Annotated in this window: 4 protein-coding genes and 1 rRNA gene; 2 read left to right on the plus strand and 3 right to left on the minus strand. The window is 48.4% G+C overall.

Annotation, left to right across the window (positions count from 1 at the left end; translation table 11 throughout):
• Both rrf and KBS54_02010 read left to right on the plus strand, forming a co-directional pair.
• Positions 1 to 93 (plus strand): 5S ribosomal RNA (rrf, locus tag KBS54_02005); the annotation flags it as partial.
• A 152-nt stretch (positions 94 to 245) separates the two neighbouring features.
• Positions 246 to 1,022, plus strand: coding sequence for a hypothetical protein (locus KBS54_02010; protein MBQ0054903.1), 777 nt, complete (start codon positions 246 to 248; stop codon positions 1,020 to 1,022).
• Between the two features lie 67 nt (positions 1,023 to 1,089).
• Here the strand turns inward: KBS54_02010 and KBS54_02015 are convergent, their stop codons facing one another.
• Genes KBS54_02015 through sdaAB form a run of 3 tightly spaced genes read right to left on the minus strand, consistent with a single transcriptional unit; the run spans position 1,090 to position 3,011 of the window.
• Positions 1,090 to 1,482 carry a C_GCAxxG_C_C family protein gene (locus tag KBS54_02015; GenBank protein ID MBQ0054904.1) on the minus strand — a complete coding sequence of 131 codons (393 nt, stop codon included), beginning with the start codon at positions 1,480 to 1,482 and terminating at the stop codon, positions 1,090 to 1,092.
• 2 nt (positions 1,483 to 1,484) lie between these two features.
• Positions 1,485 to 2,345, minus strand: a complete 861-nt coding sequence (sdaAA, locus tag KBS54_02020; protein MBQ0054905.1) for an L-serine ammonia-lyase, iron-sulfur-dependent, subunit alpha — start codon at positions 2,343 to 2,345, stop codon at positions 1,485 to 1,487.
• The gene (gene sdaAB / locus KBS54_02025) at positions 2,346 to 3,011 is read right to left on the minus strand and encodes an L-serine ammonia-lyase, iron-sulfur-dependent subunit beta (protein MBQ0054906.1); all 666 of its coding nucleotides are present in this window, start codon (positions 3,009 to 3,011) and stop codon (positions 2,346 to 2,348) included. It lies immediately after the preceding gene.
• Between the last annotated feature and the right edge of the window lie 110 nt (positions 3,012 to 3,121).

The raw sequence follows: 3,121 nt of genomic DNA on the forward strand, positions 1-3,121 counted from the left end.
CACACCCGGTCCCATGCCGAACCCGGCAGTTAAGCTCCCCATCGCCGATGGTACTGCAGAGGGTATCTGTGGGAGAGTAGGTCGCCGCCGAGCCTTTTTTCTACAGGGAAGACGAAAGTCTTCCCTGTTTGTTTTTTATTGAGAGCACTGTTTTTGAGATTGTGCGGGAGTTATTAAATATGTTATAATCTGCCCAGGTTCCGCAGAGTTTTATGTTAAATCATTTCGGTACGGGAGTGTTTGGTATGAAGAAATTTATCAGAGTAACCGCCTTGCTTCTGCTTGCGGCATTTGTTTTTTCGGCAGCGCCTGTTTCGCTTCTCAGCGCCTCATTTGCGGCAGAGAGAATTTCCGGCAGCAACAAAATGGTTTATATAACCAGAACCGGAGAAAAGTACCACGTTGAAGGATGTCCTACCATTCAGAATTCAAAAGATATGGAAAAAATGACCGTCTCATCGGCACGCGACAAAGGCTATACCGCCTGTGCACGCTGCATAGAACTTTCCGACAGCCAGAAAGCGCTTGACGAAAAAGTAACCGGCAATCCGTCAAAAGCTGCGGTTTCAGAGTCAAAGACAGAGAAAAAAGCTGTTTCCAAGACAGAAGAACCTAAGAAAACCGGACTTGCTGACAAACTTTTCGGAAAGAAAGACAAAAAGGAAGAGAAAGCCGAAGTAAGCAAGGCTGAAGAAAAGAAAGAAGCCAAAGAGAAAAAAGAAAAGACAGAAAAGAACGAAAAGAAAGAGAAAAAAGACAAAAAGGATAAAAAAGAAGATAAAGACGACAAGAAAGTAACGAAGGAAAAAAAGAGCAAGGAAGATAAGAAAGAAGTAAAGGAAGAAAAGAAGGAAAAGAAAGAGACGAAAGAAGCCAAAACCGAGAAAAAGGACGAAAAGAAAGAAAAGAAGAGCAAAGAGAAAAAAGAGGACAGCTCTTCCGACAAGAAGGAAAAGAAACAAAGAAAAGGCTGGCTGGACGATTATATCGGCGACGGCAAGGATTCCAAGAAAAAGAAATAATACCTTGCAATTAAATTAAAATCACCGCTTACGCGGTGATTTTTTTGTGTTCTTGCTGCCAAGAACGTTACAGTCCGAGTTCTTCCTGAGCGAGTTTTGCCGCGATTTTTACGCAGTCCTGACAGGAACAGAGCGGCGTTCCGGTGCCGCTGCCTTTTATTTCGCCGCAGATCGTGGCTCCGACCTGTTTTTTAAATTCTTCAAGGACACGTCCGGCGGCAAATTTTGAAAGTTCGCCCTGTCTGCTGTGCAGATATCCGACAGCCAGTGCCGCTCCGCAGACTGCGCCGCAAGTGGCTTCCATGTTTCCCATTCCCCCGCCGAAGCCGGAAGCGAGTTTGAAAAGCTCCTCTTTCGGAATATCTATTTTGTCCGCAAATGCGAGCAGAACAGACTGTGCGCAGTTGTGGTGCGGGTCTTTGATTTTGTGAATGTCGTCTGCGAGTATGCTTCTGTCCATGGTTATTCCCCTTCGTGCAGTTTTTTTGTAAGAGCTATTCCCGAAGGCGTCTGGGCAAGTCCTCCGAGAGAGGTTTCCCTGATTGCAGGAGGAAGCATTTGGCCGATTTCTTTCATTGTATCAATTACTTCGTCAAGCGGTATCAGGGAACGAACGCCTGCCAGGGCAAGGTCTGCCGCCAGTATCGCATTTGCGACGAGCATTCCGTTTCTCTTTATGCAGGGACATTCGACTATGCCGCCGACAGGGTCGCAGGCAAGTCCGAGCAGTGATTTTATTGTCAGCGCCGCCGCGTGCAGACAGGTTTCGCAGGAGCCTCCGCGAAGAAACGCGAGAGCTGCCGAACCCATGGCTGAGGCTGCCCCGCATTCTGCCTGACAGCCGCCTTCGGCGCCCGCAAGCGTTGCACGTTTGGCGATAACCTCACCTATTGCCCCGGCGACTATGAGGGCGTCTGTCAGCTGTTCTTCCCAGTCTTCTCCGGCGCGGAGTGTTTTCCACGCGGAAAAAATGCCCGGAAGTATTCCGCAGCTTCCGGCGGTCGGTGCGGCTACCACCCTGCCCATGGTCGCGTTGTGTTTTGAAACCTGAATTGCGGTTTTTGAAGCGTACAGGATAAATTCACCGCTCAGCGCGTCACCGCCGAAATTAAGCTCAGGAATCTGTCCGAATTTCAGCGGTTCCGTGTTTGCCGCGGCGTCTTCCACGCTTTCAAATATCGCGAGAAGTCTGCCGTGCATCCTTTTGCGTATCTCTGCTTCCGAAACGCCGGTATCTGTTGAAGACAATTTCAAAATCGCCTGAACGATTGAAATATTTTCTTTCTCGGTAACTCTTAAAATTGTTTCCGCAGCCTTAAGCATTTAAAGCACTCCTTTCAGCAGCCGCACGCTCTTAATGGCAGGATGCAGACTTAAAATTCTTTCTGAAAGCAGAAGGTCGCCGGGGTCGGAGTCAAGTTCTATCGTCATGGTCACACTGCCCCCGCGTGATTCGCGGGACACCTTCATCGTTGCGATATTTACGTTGCAGTTGTTCAAATATCCCGTAACGGCAGAAATTGTTCCCACCTTGTCCTCCGCGGAGACTATCAGCGTTGGCAGATCGCAGCTTATGTCAAGCCTTGCACCGTTAAGCTTGTGCAGCAGAATAAGTCCGCCTCCGACAGAGTAGCAGACCGTTTCAAGAGACTGCCCGTCACCTTCAATCACTATCCTGACTGAATTCGGATGGGCTCCGATAACTTTTTCACCGTAAAATGCAAAATCCAAGCCGTTTTCCTTTGCTATTGCAAAAGAATTTTTCAGCTGTTTGTCGTCGGGTCTCATTCCGAGCAGTCCGGCTATAAGAGCTTTGTCCGTGCCGTGCCCTCTGCCCGTGTCCAAAAAACTGCCGCGCAGGTAAAGCTCCGCTTTTTTAACGGGTTTGCCCCAGAGCATCTTCGTAAGCAGTCCTATACGCGCCGCACCGGCGGTATGACTTGAAGAAGGACCTATCATAACCGGTCCCACAATATCCCAAAGCGCCATGGCATATCACGTCCCTTCGTCTAAAGTATATAACAAAACAAAATATTTTACAGCCCGATTCTTCCGGTGTTTTTACGTAAAAGTACACAGGCAGTTTTAAGCAATATTAC

The organism is Candidatus Equadaptatus faecalis (assembly GCA_018065065.1).
GTDB lineage: Bacteria > Synergistota > Synergistia > Synergistales > Synergistaceae > Equadaptatus > Equadaptatus faecalis.